The following is a 13,314-nucleotide window of genomic DNA, read 5'->3' as shown; positions in this document are numbered from 1 at the left end:
GCGTCCGTCAGCGCACGAGGTAGGGCTCGACGAGCTCGACGTACCGACGGGCGAGCGTCGCCACGACGTCGGCGCCGGGCGCGGCCCAGACGTCGGCGTGGAAGATCTCGACCTCGACGTCACCGGCGTAGCCCGCCGCCGCCACCGAGCGCGTGAACGCGGCGAAGTCGACGTGGCCGTCGCCCATCATGCCGCGGCCGAGCAGCGTGTCCGCGGGCAGGGGCGTGATCCAGTCGCACACCTGGTAGCTGACGATCCGGCCCGTGGCGCCCGCCCGCGCGATCTGCTCGTGCACCTTGGGCTCCCACCACAGGTGGTAGGTGTCGACGACGACGCCCACCTCCGCGGGCGCGAACGGCTCGGCGAGGTCGAGGGCCTGCTCGAGCGTCGAGACGACGCCGCGGTCCGCCGCGAAGATCGGGTTCATGGGCTCGATACCGAGGGTCACGCCCGCGTCGCGCGCGGCCGGGACGAGCGCGGCGATCGCGTCTGCCGCGCGCGCCCGGGCACCGATCAGGTCGCGGTCGCCCTCGGGCAGCCCGCCCGGGACGAGGACGAGCGTCGGCGCGCCGAGGGCCGCCGTCTCCGCGATCGCGGCGAGGTTGCTCGCGTGGGCCGCGGCGCGCGCGTCCGGGTCGCTCGCGGTGAAGAACCCGCCGCGGCACACGGACGACACCCGCAGCCCGGCGTCGCGCACCCACCGCACCGCGGTGTCGAGCCCGACCTCCGCGACGGGTTCACGCCAGACCCCGATGGCCGGGAGCCCCGCGGCGACGCAGCCGTCGATCGCCTCGCGCAGCGACCAGTGCGCCGTCGTCCGCTGGTTCAGGGAGAGCCGAGCGAGCCGCGGGTCGCCGGGCTCCGGCGTGACCACCCGAGCCGCCGCCCCGCTGGGCACGTCCACCACACCCACCGCTCCGCCGAGCAGGTGGTCCTGGTCCGTCCCGCCGCTGGGACGAGCCGAGCCCACCCGGTCGGCGGGCAGGATCGCCTGGTCGGCGGAAGACCGGGGGGCGGAGGACGGGAACTCCGAGATCTCGGTGCTCATGCGACCACCTCCGCGACCTCGGCGGGCGCGCCCGCGATCTCGCCACGGTCGATGCCGGCCGCCGCGAGGACGAGGCCGAGGCGGTGCGCGGCGAGGTCCGGGTCCGGCAGGAGGTGGGCCTCGTTGGCGAGCTCGAACGCGCGCGCGAGGTGCACGACGCTCCGGGCCGACTGGAGCCCGCCCACCATCGTGAAGCCGGGCTGGTGTCCCGCGAGCCACGCGAGGAACGCGATGCCGGTCTTGTAGTAGTACGTCGGCGCCTCGAACACGTGGCGCGAGAGCGCGAGCGTCGGCGCCATCTCGGCGTCGTAGCGGTCGAGGTCGCCGTCGTCGAGGGCGGTCAGCGCGGCCGAGGCGGCGGGGGCCACGGCCGCGAACGCGCCGAGCAGCGCGTCGGAGTGCCGCTCGCCGTCGCCCCGGATCAGCTCCGGGTAGTGGAAGTCGTCGCCGGTGTACAACCGGACGCCCTCGGGAAGTACGGCGCGCAGACCGACCTCGTGCGCCGCCGAGAGCAGCGACACCTTGACCCCGTCGACCTTCGCGGCGTGCGCCCGGACGAGGTCGACGAACGTCGCGGTCGCGGTGTCGACGTCCCCGGACCCCCAGTAGCCGCGCAGGTTCGGGTCGAACGCCTCGCCGAGCCAGTGCAGGACGACCGGCTCGCACACCTGGGACAGGATCGCGTCGTACACGCGCAGGTAGTCGTCGGCCGACGTCGCGACGCGCGCGAGGTGCCGCGACGCCATGAGGATGACCTGCGACCCCGTGCCCTCGACGAACGCGACCTGCTCGGCGTACGCCGCGATCACGTCGTCCACGGTCCGCAGCTCGTCGGGCGCCCGGTGGTCCGTCCCCGCGCCCGAGGCGATGCGCGCGCCCAGCTCCCGCGCCTGGGCGGCGCTGCGCGACACGAGCTCCTGGACCGCGGGCCAGTCGAGGCCCATGTTCCGCTGCGCGGTGTCCATCGCCTCGGCGACCCCCAGGCCGTACCGGAACAGGTGCCGCCGGAACGCGAGGGTCGAGTCCCAGTCGACGACGGCCGGTGCGCCGGGCACGTTCTCGCCCCGCGGGTCCGCGACGACGTGCGCCGCCGCGAACGCGACGCGCGACGCGTACGGGCCGGGGTGGTCCGCCCACTCCCGGGGCGCGCGCAGCGCGACGAGCCGCGCGCCGCCGTCGGGCAGCGGGATCCGCACCCCGCCGGCGCCGCTCACGCGACCGCTCCGGACGCCGCGCCGCCCACGGCCCCGGACGCGGCGCCCAGCTCCACCCGACGTCCCTCGCGCGACGACGTGTACCCCGCGTCCACGAGGCGCAGGCCGCGCACGCCCGCGTCGAAGTCGTACGGGTGCGGTCGCCCGGCGTGGACGTCGCGCAGGAACTCCTCCCACTGCGCGCGGAACCCGTTGACGAACTCCTGGTTGTCCGGGATCTGCTCCCACTGGGCGCGGAAGTCCTGGTCGGTCGGCAGGTCCGGGTTCCACACCGGCTTCGGCGTGCGGGCGCGCGGCTGGATGCGGCACCCGAACAGGCCCGCGACCGCGGACCCGTGCGTCCCGTCGACCTGGAACTCGACGAGCTCGCCCCGGTCCACGCGCACCGCCCACGACGAGTTCACCTGCGCGAGGATCGGTCCGTCCGCCCCGGCGAGCTCGAAGATCCCGTACGCCGCGTCGTCGGCCGTCGCGACGTAGGGCTTGCCGTGCTCGTCCCAGCGCTCGGGGATGTGGGTCACGGCCTTCGCCATGACCGCCTCGACCGGGCCGAACAGGTTCTCCAGCACGTAGTTCCAGTGGCAGAACATGTCGAGGACCATCCCGCCGCCGTCCTCGGCGCGGTAGTTCCAGCTCGGGCGCTGCGCGGGCTGCCAGTCGCCCTCGAACACCCAGTACCCGAACTCGCCACGGACGGACAGGATGCGGCCGAAGAACCCGCCGTCGATCAGCCGCTTGAGCTTGAGCAGGCCGGGCAGGTACAGCTTGTCGTGCACGACGCCGTGGATCACCCCGGCCGCGCGCGCCGCTTCCGCGAGCTCCTCGCCCTCCGCGACCGACTCCGCGATCGGCTTCTCCGTGTACACGTGCTTGCCCGCCGCGATCGCCTTGAGGATCGCCTTCGTCCGCTCGGACGTCACCTGGGCGTCGAAGTAGATCGTGGCCGTGTCGTCCGCGAGCGCCGCGTCGAGGTCGGTCGTGTACTCGGCGACGCCGTGGCGCGCGGCGAGCTCGGCGAGCTTGGCGCGGTTGCGGCCCACGAGCACGGGCTCCACCTGGAGGCGCGTGCCGTCGTCGAGCTCGACGCCGCCGTCGTCCCGGATCGCGAGGATCGAGCGGACGAGGTGCTGGCGGTACCCCATGCGCCCGGTCACGCCGTTCATGACGATGCGCACGGTGCGGGTGGTCGGTCGGTCGCCCCCTGCGGCGTCCGTGGTCTGGCTGGTCATGCGGGCGGTCATCCGTTCTGCGAGAGCGAGCGCTCGGCGGGCCGGCCGCCGAGGTAGAGCTCGGAGAGCTGGGGGTCGGCGAGGAGCTCGGGCGCGGGGCCGGTGATGTGCACACGGCCGAGGTCGAGCACGCACCCGATGTCGGCCGTCTCGAGCGCGCGGCGCGCGTTCTGCTCGACGAGCAGCACCGCGACGCCGGCGTCGCGCATGCGCACGACCTGCTCGAACACGGTCGACGTCGTCTTGGGGTCGAGGCCCATCGACGGCTCGTCGAGCAGCACGACCTCGGGGCTCACCATGAGCGAGCGCGCGAACTCGACCTGCTTCTGCTGCCCGCCGGACAGCAGGCCGGCGAGCTGCTTCCACCGCTCGCCCACGATGGGGAAGAGGTTCTGCACGAACGCCACGCGCTCCGCGATCTTCTGCTTGTCGCGGAGCGTGTACGCGCCGAGCAGCACGTTCTCCGCGACCGTCATCTCGCGGAACACGCTGTGCCCCTGGAGCACGTGCGCGAGCCCGGACTGCAGCATCTCCTGCGGCCCCTGGCCGGTGACGTCGCGCCCGCCGACGAGGATGCGGCCCGAGCGCGGCTTGAGCAGCCCGCTCGCGACCTTGAGCACCGTCGACTTGCCCGCGCCGTTGGGCCCGACGAGGCACACGACCGTCGACGCGGGGACCTTGATGGTCAGCCCGCGCAGCACCATCGCGGCGCGCCCGTAACCAGCCTGGACGTCGTCCAGCTCGAGGAGGTACTCCTGCTTCGCCCCCGTCCCGGGGGTCGGGTCAGACACCAAGGTAGGCCTCCAGCACTCGCGGGTCGGCTTGCACGACGGCGGGGGTCCCCTCGGCGATGGGCCGTCCCCGGTCGAACACGATGACGTGGTGGGACAGGCTCATGACCATGTCCATGTTGTGCTCGACGACGAGGAACGTCTTGCCCTCGGCGTTGAGCTCCTGCACGAGCGTCCCGATGCGGCCGATGAGCGCCGGGTTCACGCCGCCCGCCGGCTCGTCGAGCATGATCGTGTCCGGGTCGCCCATGAGGACGCCCGCGAGCTCGAGGAGCTTCTGCTGCCCGTAGGACAGGTTGCGCGCCTCGACGCTCTCCAGGTGGTCGATGCCGACGCGCACGAGCAGCGCGCGCGCCTTGTCGATCTCCTCGGGGTTGCGCGCCCCGGCGAGCAGCTCGCGCACCCGTGTGCGGCGGACCGCGACGAGCATGTTCTCGAGGACGGTCATGCGCGGGAACACGCGGCAGAGCTGGAAGCTGCGCCCGATCCCGGCGCGCGCGATCTTGTGCGGCGCGCGCCGCGTGATGTCCTCGCCGCGGAACGTGACCGTGCCGGAGTCCGGCTTGATCATGCCCGTCACGCAGTTGAAGAACGTCGTCTTGCCCGAGCCGTTCGGGCCGATGAGCGCGTTGATCTTGCCGTGCTGGAACGTGACCGTCGCGTCGCGGACGGCGTGGACGCCGCCGAACGACTTGGTGAGGCCGACGGTCTCGAGGTTGCGGGTCGTCTGCGCGGTGGTCGTCGTCGTCATCGGTCCTCCTCCGGGCCCGTCCGAGGGGCCGCGTCGCCGTCGTCGTCCGGCGGGACGACGGCGGTGGTGGGTCCTGCGGTCGGCTCGCCCTCGGCCGGGGCGGCGGCCGCGCGGTTGCGCTCGAGGAGCTCGGCCGCGGTCATCTCGCGGATCGAGGAGTCCTGCGGGCCGAAGCGCTTGAAGAGGGCCTGGGCCGCGGGGATGATCCCGTCCGGCATGAAGAGGACGACGACGCCGAGCAGCAGGGCGGTGGCGACGAGGTGGAACTGCGTGTCGCCGAACTCGAGCTTGAAGTACTCCAGGCCCGTGCCGACGACGACGGCGCCCAGCAGCGGGCCGAAGAGGTGCCGGACGCCTCCGAACAGCGCCATGAGCACCATGTACGAGCCGAGCATGATGGAGAACTGGAAGATCGGGTCGAGGTCGCCGAACCACAGGGCGTACATGCCGCCCGCGAGGCCGGTGAACGTCGCCGAGACGACGTACGCGACGAGCTTGTAGTTGCGCGTCGGGACGCCGAGCGCCTGGGCCTTGTCCTCGTCCTCACGGATCGCCTTGAGCCCGGTGCCGAACCGCGAGCGGTCGATCGCCCACCACGCGACGAGCATGACGACGAGCAGCGCGGCGAACAGGTAGAAGAACGTGCGGTGGTGCTCGGGCCGCAGCAGGTCGGGGAACGGGCGCGGGACGACGAGGCCGTCGGACCCTCCCGTGAAGGACCCCCACGCCTGGAAGACGAGCAGCAGGATCAGCACGAACGAGATCGACACGATGACGAACGACGCGCCGCGCACGCGCAGCGCCGCGATCCCGACGGGGATGGTGATGAGCAGGACGAGCGCGCCCGCGACGAGCCACGCGGCGAAGCTCGGGAGCCCGAGGTCGCGGATCAGCAGGCCCGTGCCGTAGGCACCGAGCCCGAAGAACGCGGCGTGCCCGAGCGAGACGTACCCCGTGAAGCCGCCCATGAAGTTCCAGGCGGTCGCGGTGCACGCGTAGCTGAGGACGACGATGCCGGCCGACAGGATGTACGCGTTGGGCGCCATCGTGGGGAAGGCCAGGACGAGCACGGCCAGGACGACGAGCACGGCGAGGCGGACGACGCGGCCCCAGGGGCGGCGTGCGGGAGGTGCGGCGGCAGCGGCGGCCGAGCCCGCGCCGTCGGGCACCGGGCTGGCGGCCGCGCGGCGGCTCGCGGGTCGGGTGTCAGAAGCGTTGGGCAAGGCGACCTCCGAAGAATCCCTGGGGCCGCAGCATCAGCGTCGCGAACAGCGCGACGTAGAAGATGGTCTGCGCCCACGTGGTGCCGAGCGGCACCTGGAGCAGGCTCTGGCCGATGCCGAGCACCATGGCGGCGATCGCGGCGCCCGGGATGGACCCCAGGCCGCCGACGACGATGATCGCCATGAGCGGGCCGATCCAGTGCCAGTGCAGCGACGGGTAGATCGTCGCGTCGAGCGACAGCGCGGTCCCGCCGATGGCGGCGGTCGCGAGCCCGAGGCCGAAGCCGTAGCCCGCGACGCGGTCGGTCTTGATGCCGACGAGCTGCGCGGCCTCGCGGTGCTGGATCGTCGCGCGCAGCGCCTGGCCGAACCGGCTGTGCTTCATGAGCAGGTACAGCAGCGCGAGGGACAGCGCCGCGAGCCCGAAGGCCACGAGCTTCACGACGGCGATCCGCGCCCCGAAGAACTCGATGCTCGCGCCCGAGTACGGGAGCTGGATGCGCCGCTGCGTGCCGCTCCAGACGAAGCCGATCATGCCCTCGATGAAGAGCGCGACGGCGAACGTGAGGAGGACGGACATCATCGTGAGCGTCGCGGGCCGCAGGCGCGTGATGAGCAGGCGCTGCATGCCCACGCCGACGAGGAAGAACAGCGGCACCGTGACGACGAGCGACAGCAGCGGGTCCATGCCGGTCTGCTGGTTGAAGAACCAGGCGAGGTACGCGGCGAGGATGAGGAACGCCGAGTGGGCGATCATCACGACGCGCATCACGCCGAAGTACAGGGTGAGGCCCGCCGCCAGGAGGGCGTAGAGCCCTCCCAGCAGCACGCCGAGCACGAGGCTCTGGAAGAGGAGCGTTCCTGTCACGAGGTGATCACCAGGCCGGCTTGGGGAAGACGAAGTCGGCTTCCTTGGCGTCCTGCGGCAGGACGATCTGGATCTCGCCGTCCACGTACTGCTGGATGAGGTGGGCGCCCTGCGGCTTGCCCGTCTCGTCCCAGGTCAGCGGCCCGACGACGGTCTCGACCTCGTTGCTGCGCAGCCACGAGATGAGCTCCTGCTGGCACTCGCCCTGCTCGGCGCACCCGACGGCCTCGACCGCGGCGGCGACGACCTGGCCGGTCGTGTACGCGTTGGCCTCGTCCTCGCCGGGCGGGTTGCCGTGCAGCTCCGTGTACCGCTCGACGAAGTCGACGTTGGACGGCCAGCTCGCGGTCTCGGTGTAGCCGGTGGGCGAGAGGATGCCCTCGGTCTTGGCGCCGATCGCCGCCGAGAACTCGGGGTTGGTCGGCGCGGTGGAGAACGCCGCGAGCGTGGGCTGGTAGTTGAGCTGCTGCAGCGCCACGATGAGGTTCACCGCGTCCTGGTACTGCGTGCCGCCGATGACCATGTCCGCACCCGAGTCGTTGATCTTCGCGGCGATCGAGGAGAAGTCGGTGGTGTTGGGCGGGTAGACCTCGTCGACGACGATCTCGAGCCCGGCGTCCGCGAGCTTGTCGCGCAGGCCGTAGGCCGTGCCCTGGGCGAAGGGGTCGTCCATGGCCGCGACGGCGACGGTCTGCGGGCGCTCGCCCTCGGGCATGTCGAGGATGTGGTCCGCGAGGTAGTTGTAGTGGTCGTCGGCGACGGCGGGGGCGGCGTAGAAGAGGTTCTCGAAGCCCTGCTCGAAGACCTCGTTCGCGGCGCCGGCGGGCTCGACGAAGAGCATCCCGTACTCCTCGGCGACGCGGGCGCTCGGCACGACGAGGCGCGTGGAGAACGGCCCGAACACGAGGTCGACCTCGTCCTGGGCGATGAGCGCCTCGTAGTCCTGCACGACGCGGTCCGCGTTGGACTGGTCGTCGAGGATCTTGAGCTCGACCTGCCGCCCGAGGAGGCCCCCGTCCTCGTTGACGAACTGCGCCCAGGCCTCGTAGCCGCGCTGGACGCCCTTGCCGGGCTCGGAGAAGTCGCCGGTGAGCGGGAGGGAGATACCGATGACGATCGGGTCGTCGGACCCGCCGCCTCCGCCCTCGCCGTCGGACCCGCCGGAGCACGCCGTGAGGACGAGCGCCGTCGCGGACACGCCGGCCGCGAGGGCGAGCGCGCGGCGTGAGCGGGGGCGGGTGGACATCCGTGGAGTCGACCGAGAATGCATGGACGTGACTCTCCCTACTTCGTCGTAGTGAAGACCTGAGGCCGTACTGCTCCGTACGAGACTGCTGCATTGCGAAAGCGCTTTCGTAAGCGCTTCCGCTAGAGTACGGTGCGGACAGCGGATGTGGCAAGCGTCACGTCGGGGAGGGCCTTCGGGCCACCGACCGGGCGACGCACGGACGAGCGGAGCAGGGGTGCGTCGAGAGAGTCGGACCACGAAGGGTCGCAGCGCGCTGCGGCTGGTCGACGTCGCCGAGCGCGCGGGCGTGTCCCTCGCGACCGCGTCGCGCGCGCTGTCGGGCAGCGACGGCGTCTCGGAGGTGCTCGCGGAGCACGTCCGCGAGGTCGCCACGGAGATGGGCTACATCGCCAACCCGCACGCGCGCACGCTCGCCGGGGGCACGACGTCGGTCGCCGGCCTGCTCGTCTACGAGATCGGCGACCCGTACTTCTCCGAGATCGCGAGCGGCGTCGTGCGCGTCGCGACCGAGCACGGCTGGAGCGTGCAGATCAGCCACACCGAGCGCGAGCCCAGCGCCGAGGTCACGCAGATCCGCCTCATGCGCGCGCACCGCGTGGGCGCGATCCTCGTCGCCGGGTCCGGGTACGTCGAGCCCGCGATGGAGGCCGACGCCGCGCGCGAGCTCGAGGCGTTCCAGGAGTCCGGGGGGCGCGTCGTCGTCATCGGGCGGCACCACCTGCACAGCGACGCGGTGCTCCCCGACAGCGAGGCGGCGGCCGCGAGCCTCACCGACCACGTCCTCGGTCTGGGCCACCGGCGCCTCGCCGTCGCGGCCGGGCCCGAGCGGCTCACGACCGTCGCGGACCGCATGGCCGGCATCCGGAGCGCGGTCGCGGCCCAGGGCCTCGACCCCGACGACCTGTTCGTCGTGCACGCGCCGTTCACGCGCGAGGGCGGGCGGGACGCCACGCAGCGCATCCTCGCCCAGCGCCCCGACACCACCGCGATCCTCGCGCTCAACGACGCCATGGCCACGGGCGTGCTGTCCCTGCTGCGCGAGCGCGGCGTCGTCGTGCCGCGCGACATGTCCGTCACCGGGTTCGACGACATCCAGGTCGCCCAGGACCTCGCGCCCGCGCTGACCACGGTGCGCCTCCCGATGAGCGAGATGGGGGCGACGGCGTTCGAGCTCGCGCTCCGGCCGCCGTCGGGCCGCCCCCGCCGCAAGCGCACCGACCACGAGCTCGTGGTCCGTGACTCGACGGCCCCGCCCCGGCCCGGCCCGCTGTGGGCATGAAATGGGGCGGGGGCGTCAGAAGGGCTTGCGAGCCACGACGAGGAAGCGCGGGGCCTCGTCGACGAACTCGTGGCCCGCGGCGAGGTGCAGGTGCAGGGCGCGCAGCGGCGCCTCGTACCGGGCGACCGCCTCGGGCGCGAGCGACGCCAGGTCCGGCACCTGCCACGCCATGAGCTTGAGGTACCAGAGCAGCGAGGACAGGTCGCGGAACCGGCGCAGGCCCTCGTGCTCCCGCGCGACGTCGACGACGAACCCCGCGTCCCGCAGCACCTCCACCGCCGCGGCGAGCGTCACGGAGTCCGGGTCCCACGGGAGCTCGGTGCCGAGCGCGGTGTTGAGGCGCAGGCCGTCGCGCGAGTCGACCTGCTGGGTGAGGAACACGCCGCCGGGCTCCAGCACGCGCAGCACCTCGTCGGGGTCGAACTCCTCGTGCCGGTCGAGCACGACCGCGAACTGGCCGTCGAAGAACGGCAGGAGCTGCTCCTCGTCGCCCTCGACCGCCCGGACGTCGACGCCCAGGGGCTCCAGCCGACGTCGGGCCACGGGCAGGTTGGGCGCCCAGCCCTCGGTCGCCGCCGACCCGGCGGGCAGCGGGCCCAGCGTGGACAGCAGCTCGCCGCCGCCGGTCCCGAGGTCGAGCACCGGGCCGCGCCCGCTGCCGACCAGCTCGCGAGCGAGCGCGGCGTAGTCCCACGGCAGCGCGTCCTCGACGACGCGGTCTGCCACGGGCGAGAGGTCGAACCCGACCACGGGCACGGCGCGGGCCCACGCCACGTGCTCCTCGAACGAGGCGTCCCGGGCGGGGACGGGCACGTCGGCCGCCCGGTCGGAGGTGGCGGGGGTGTCGGGGACCGCGGCAGGCATGCGTCGATTGTCACCCGTGCGGGTGCCGTCGCCGAACATGCGCGCCGGGCCCGTCGCGCGCCGACGGGGAGCCCTCCCCGTCGCCGCGGGGCAGGTGCGCGCGGTAACCTCCGCGATGCCCGTTTCGCGCGTTCCGTGACAGGCGGCGCGCGGCGAGGACACCGATCGACCAGCGAGGGGACCAGACGACGTGAGCGGGATGTGGGGCGCCGACGTCACCGAGCTGAGGAGGCTCGCGCAGTCGCTGCGCTCCGCCTCCGACCAGCTCGTGAGCACGACGTCCGAGGTCAGCGGACTCGTGGAGGCCGCCGGCCGGTGGCAGGGCGGCGACGCCGACCAGTTCCGGGGCGAGTGGACCGGGTCCTCGGTGGCGCTCCTGCGCGGGGTGAGCCAGACGCTCGCCGAGGCGTCGCAGGCGGTGCTGCGCAACGCCGACGAGCAGTACCTGACGAGCACCGAGGGCGGCGCCATCCCGTCCCCCGGCGTGCCCGGCCCGGGCGTGCCCACGGGCCCCGGCGGCGGGCCGCTCGGTGGCGGGACCACGCTCGCCGGGTCGATCTGGGACGTCGGGGAGACCCTCGGGGAGTCGACGATGTTCGTCCTCGACGGGCTGAAGGCATGGAAGGTCGGCCAGTCCCTCACCGCGTTCCTGCAGGCCAGCCGCCTCGCCGACCTGTCCGACGCCGCCGCGAGCGCGTCGGTCTTCGCGCGCGGCATGGTCCTCGACGACGCGATGGGGCTCCTCGGCGGCCTCGGGACCGCAGGCCGGCTCGCGGGCGGCGTCGGCGGCCTGTTCGGCGTCATCGGCGGCTTCAACCAGATGTTCAACACCGAGTACGACGGCGTCCGGGGCGGCGTCGACCGCGTCATGGGCGGCCTGTCGGTCGTGGGCGGCGCGGGGACGATGCTCATGATGGCGGGCATGCTCACCAACCCGGTGGGCATCGGGATCGTAGTAGGCGCGGGCGTCGTCGCGGGCGCCTGGGCGCTGGGGAACCTCGTCGTCGACAACTGGGACGCGATCTCCGGGTTCGCGACCAACCCCGGCCCGTACCTCGCGGACGGGTGGAACACCGTGACCGACTTCGCGGGCGACGCGGTCGATACGATCGGGGACGTCGCGTCCGACGTCGGGGACGCGATCGGCGACGGTCTCTCCGCCGCCGGTGACTTCGTCGGAGGGCTCTTCTCGTGACCCAGCAGACCATGCGGTGGTCCGCGTCGGACGTCGCCGCGGCCGAGCGCGCGCTGGAGCGAGCGACCCCGGGCGAGGTCACGCACGTCGTGACGCTCACGGACGAGGAGATCGTCATCCTCGACGGCCTCCAGAACCCCCAGCTCGTGGCGGTCCCGTGGCTCGACGCGCAGGAGGGCGCGGACCGCACGCTCGTGGGCCGCGTCGCGCTCCGCTCGCTCCTCGCGCGCGGCATGGTCGTGCCGAGCGAGGACGCGGCCGCGGCCGAGCCCGTGGACGGCCGTCGGGCCGTCGGCATCGAGGCCGGCCCGGAGATCACGGGTCCGCTCGTCCTGCGCCGCACGGCGCACGCGATCCTGTCCGTCGAGCGCACGACGTCGATCGGCCGGCACTGGGTGTACGTCTACCTCCACGAGGACGACCGCGTGCTGGAGGAGGAGGTCGCCCCGAGCGGCCACCACGCGTTCAGCGTCTACCCGCTGTCCGAGCTCGCGGGCCGGCTCGCGGTCTTCGTCGACCCGGGCTCGAAGGCCCTGCTCGACGGGCGCTCCCAGACGTTCACGCCCGACGAGTTCGCCGCCCGGGCGCCGAGCCTGCCGGAGCTCGCGGACGCGCTGGCCGTGACGACGCTCGGCGCCGTGCGCGCGGGTTCCGACGTCCTGGAGCAGGTGAGCGTCTACGCGACGCCCGACGGCGTGTACACGGTCCGGGGCGGCGAGCACGGGGCCGACGGCGCGCCGACCTCGCTCACCCTCTCCGAGGTCGGGGCGGCCACGGTCCGCCGGCTCCCGCTCGAGCTGCTCGGTCGATGAGCGGGCCGACGGCGGCGCCCGCGACCGGCGCGCGCGCGACGCGCAAGGTCCGGCACCACGCGGCGCGGTCGGGCCTCGGCACGGTCCGGCACGTGTCGGCGGCGACGCCGAACGCCCCGGCGTGGGCGGTGACGGTGGTCGTGGTGCTCGTGTTCTCCGTCGGGCCGGCGCTCGTGGGGAACGCCGGGCCCGCCGCGATCGGCTACCTCCTGCCGTCGTTCGCGGCGATCGCCGCCGTGATCCTCTGGTTCCTCGGGTCCGAGAAGCTGGTCGTGCTCGACCACGGGATCCTCGTCGGCTCGTTCGCCCCGTTCCTGCGTCCGGTCGCGGTGCCCTTCGCGGCCCTCGACGTCCGGACCGTGCGCGCCGCCGTCGCGAGCCCGCGCACCCTCGGCCTGCTGCTCACCGACCGCGGCGTGTCGACGGCGTCGCGCACCGTGCTCTGGTCGCGCCGCGCCGTGACCTTCGTGGGGGTCGCGCCGAGCCAGCTCCGACAGGCGCGCGCACGGGGGCTGCACGTCGACCTCGCGACCGCGACGGCCGTCGACCTCTGGGTCTTCTCGGCCCGCGACCCGCGTCGCCAGGAGCAGGTCGTCCGCGCGCTGGGCGACGCCGCGCGCGCGGCCGGGGTGCCGGGCGCCGAGCACGTCGAGGCGCTCGCGCTGCCCGCGCAGCCGGTACAGGTATCGCCCCAGGGAGCGGACCGGCTCGCGGTCCCGGAGCGGCTGCGCAGCGCCCGGGCGCGACACCCGCAGACGCCGCGCTGAGCGTCTCGCGGACGGTCGACCGGG

The 13,314-nt window shown here is 73.5% G+C and carries 13 protein-coding genes; 4 read left to right on the top strand and 9 right to left on the bottom strand.

Translation table 11 applies throughout. The annotated features are described in order from the left end of the window. Positions 1-7: 7 nt before the first annotated feature. The 8 genes from ABRQ22_RS12670 to ABRQ22_RS12635 are packed head-to-tail and all read right to left on the bottom strand — an operon-like array spanning position 8 to position 8,370. The gene (locus ABRQ22_RS12670; protein WP_353706978.1) at positions 8-1,048 is read right to left on the bottom strand and encodes a sugar phosphate isomerase/epimerase; all 1,041 of its coding nucleotides are present in this window, start codon (positions 1,046-1,048) and stop codon (positions 8-10) included. Beyond that, the gene (locus tag ABRQ22_RS12665) at positions 1,045-2,262 is read right to left on the bottom strand and encodes a dihydrodipicolinate synthase family protein (protein WP_353706977.1); all 1,218 of its coding nucleotides are present in this window, start codon (positions 2,260-2,262) and stop codon (positions 1,045-1,047) included. The genes ABRQ22_RS12670 and ABRQ22_RS12665 overlap by 4 nt, the downstream gene beginning before the upstream one ends. Continuing rightward, positions 2,259-3,491, bottom strand: coding sequence for a Gfo/Idh/MocA family oxidoreductase (locus tag ABRQ22_RS12660; RefSeq protein WP_353706976.1), 1,233 nt, complete (start codon positions 3,489-3,491; stop codon positions 2,259-2,261). The genes ABRQ22_RS12665 and ABRQ22_RS12660 overlap by 4 nt, the downstream gene beginning before the upstream one ends. An 8-nt stretch (positions 3,492-3,499) precedes the next feature. Next, positions 3,500-4,282 carry an ABC transporter ATP-binding protein gene (locus ABRQ22_RS12655; RefSeq protein WP_253051627.1) on the bottom strand — a complete coding sequence of 261 codons (783 nt, stop codon included), beginning with the start codon at positions 4,280-4,282 and terminating at the stop codon, positions 3,500-3,502. Further along, positions 4,275-5,033, bottom strand: coding sequence for an ABC transporter ATP-binding protein (locus tag ABRQ22_RS12650; protein ID WP_253051626.1), 759 nt, complete (start codon positions 5,031-5,033; stop codon positions 4,275-4,277). The genes ABRQ22_RS12655 and ABRQ22_RS12650 overlap by 8 nt, the downstream gene beginning before the upstream one ends. Then, positions 5,030-6,256 (bottom strand): branched-chain amino acid ABC transporter permease, encoded by a 1,227-nt coding sequence (locus ABRQ22_RS12645; protein ID WP_353706975.1) that lies wholly within the window; start codon positions 6,254-6,256, stop codon positions 5,030-5,032. The genes ABRQ22_RS12650 and ABRQ22_RS12645 overlap by 4 nt, the downstream gene beginning before the upstream one ends. Continuing rightward, a complete protein-coding gene (locus ABRQ22_RS12640) occupies positions 6,240-7,124 on the bottom strand; it encodes a branched-chain amino acid ABC transporter permease (protein ID WP_047230871.1) in 885 nt (294 codons plus the stop codon). Before ABRQ22_RS12640 ends, ABRQ22_RS12645 begins: the two co-directional genes overlap by 17 nt. A 7-nt stretch (positions 7,125-7,131) precedes the next feature. Further along, positions 7,132-8,370 carry an amino acid ABC transporter substrate-binding protein gene (locus ABRQ22_RS12635; protein ID WP_253051624.1) on the bottom strand — a complete coding sequence of 413 codons (1,239 nt, stop codon included), beginning with the start codon at positions 8,368-8,370 and terminating at the stop codon, positions 7,132-7,134. Positions 8,371-8,587: 217 nt separating this feature from the next. On the opposite strand from ABRQ22_RS12635, the gene ABRQ22_RS12630 reads away from it, so the two are divergent. Further along, positions 8,588-9,652 (top strand): LacI family DNA-binding transcriptional regulator, encoded by a 1,065-nt coding sequence (locus ABRQ22_RS12630; RefSeq protein ID WP_253051623.1) that lies wholly within the window; start codon positions 8,588-8,590, stop codon positions 9,650-9,652. Between the two features lie 15 nt (positions 9,653-9,667). Here ABRQ22_RS12630 and ABRQ22_RS12625 read toward each other — a convergent pair whose 3' ends face one another. Further along, on the bottom strand, positions 9,668-10,516 hold the full coding sequence (locus tag ABRQ22_RS12625) for a class I SAM-dependent methyltransferase (RefSeq protein WP_253051622.1): 849 nt from the start codon (positions 10,514-10,516) through the stop codon (positions 9,668-9,670). A 190-nt stretch (positions 10,517-10,706) separates the two neighbouring features. On the opposite strand from ABRQ22_RS12625, the gene ABRQ22_RS12620 reads away from it, so the two are divergent. From ABRQ22_RS12620 to ABRQ22_RS12610, 3 genes are read left to right on the top strand one after another with little or no spacing between them, the layout of a single operon-like run. Beyond that, entirely contained in the window at positions 10,707-11,711 is a 1,005-nt protein-coding gene (locus ABRQ22_RS12620; protein WP_253051621.1) for a WXG100 family type VII secretion target, read from the top strand. Further along, positions 11,708-12,523: a hypothetical protein gene (locus tag ABRQ22_RS12615; protein WP_353706974.1), complete on the top strand. Its 816-nt coding sequence runs from the start codon at positions 11,708-11,710 to the stop codon at positions 12,521-12,523. The genes ABRQ22_RS12620 and ABRQ22_RS12615 overlap by 4 nt, the downstream gene beginning before the upstream one ends. Continuing rightward, positions 12,520-13,290, top strand: coding sequence for a hypothetical protein (locus tag ABRQ22_RS12610; protein ID WP_353706973.1), 771 nt, complete (start codon positions 12,520-12,522; stop codon positions 13,288-13,290). Before ABRQ22_RS12615 ends, ABRQ22_RS12610 begins: the two co-directional genes overlap by 4 nt. Positions 13,291-13,314 lie beyond the last annotated feature (24 nt).

The organism is Cellulosimicrobium sp. ES-005 (assembly GCF_040448685.1).
Lineage (GTDB): Bacteria > Actinomycetota > Actinomycetes > Actinomycetales > Cellulomonadaceae > Cellulosimicrobium > Cellulosimicrobium cellulans_G.
Note: the sequence above shows the minus strand (reverse complement) of the source record. Positions and strands in the feature narration are given on the sequence as shown.

Bases quoted from the DNA above. Each gene is read 5' to 3' on its own strand.
- ABRQ22_RS12670 (WP_353706978.1), bottom strand. From the start codon at position 1,048: ATGAGCACCGAGATCTCGGAGTTCCCGTCCTCCGCCCCCCGGTCTTCC.
- ABRQ22_RS12660 (WP_353706976.1), bottom strand. From the start codon at position 3,491: ATGACCAGCCAGACCACGGACGCCGCAGGGGGCGACCGACCGACCACC.
- ABRQ22_RS12650 (WP_253051626.1), bottom strand. From the start codon at position 5,033: ATGACGACGACGACCACCGCGCAGACGACCCGCAACCTCGAGACCGTC.
- ABRQ22_RS12635 (WP_253051624.1), bottom strand. From the start codon at position 8,370: ATGTCCACCCGCCCCCGCTCACGCCGCGCGCTCGCCCTCGCGGCCGGC.
- ABRQ22_RS12625 (WP_253051622.1), bottom strand. From the start codon at position 10,516: ATGCCTGCCGCGGTCCCCGACACCCCCGCCACCTCCGACCGGGCGGCC.
- ABRQ22_RS12610 (WP_353706973.1), top strand. From the start codon at position 12,520: ATGAGCGGGCCGACGGCGGCGCCCGCGACCGGCGCGCGCGCGACGCGC.